Source organism: Rhizobium ecuadorense (assembly GCF_001187535.1).
In the GTDB taxonomy this organism is placed as follows: domain Bacteria; phylum Pseudomonadota; class Alphaproteobacteria; order Rhizobiales; family Rhizobiaceae; genus Rhizobium; species Rhizobium ecuadorense.
In genome coordinates, this window is sequence record NZ_LFIO01001391.1 from 1 (window position 1) to 215 (window position 215).

A 215-nucleotide genomic window follows, 5' to 3' on the forward strand; every position below is an offset into this window, starting at 1 on the left:
GCTCTCTGCGTTAAATGGAGGAGTTGGCGCCGTTGCACAGGCAGATCGGCGGGGATTCAGCCGATTGGCTGCTTTTGCGGCAATCTCCGCCGGCGGCGGGGCCGATGACCATTCCCATGCGCTGCACGGTCTTCCTCCCTGTCCCGGCTTGCTTATGATCCTGCCGCTCGGGCGCCTTCTGTACCTCAGTCGTTCGCTTTGGATCGACCTTTTTC

The 215-nt window shown here is 61.4% G+C and carries 1 protein-coding gene; it reads right to left on the reverse strand.

All coding sequences use genetic code 11. The features are described 5' to 3' along the window. Nucleotides 1-10: 10 nt before the first annotated feature. Nucleotides 11-215: hypothetical protein (locus AF337_RS44660; RefSeq protein WP_210168085.1), on the reverse strand; the 205-nt coding region annotated here is incomplete at its 5' end.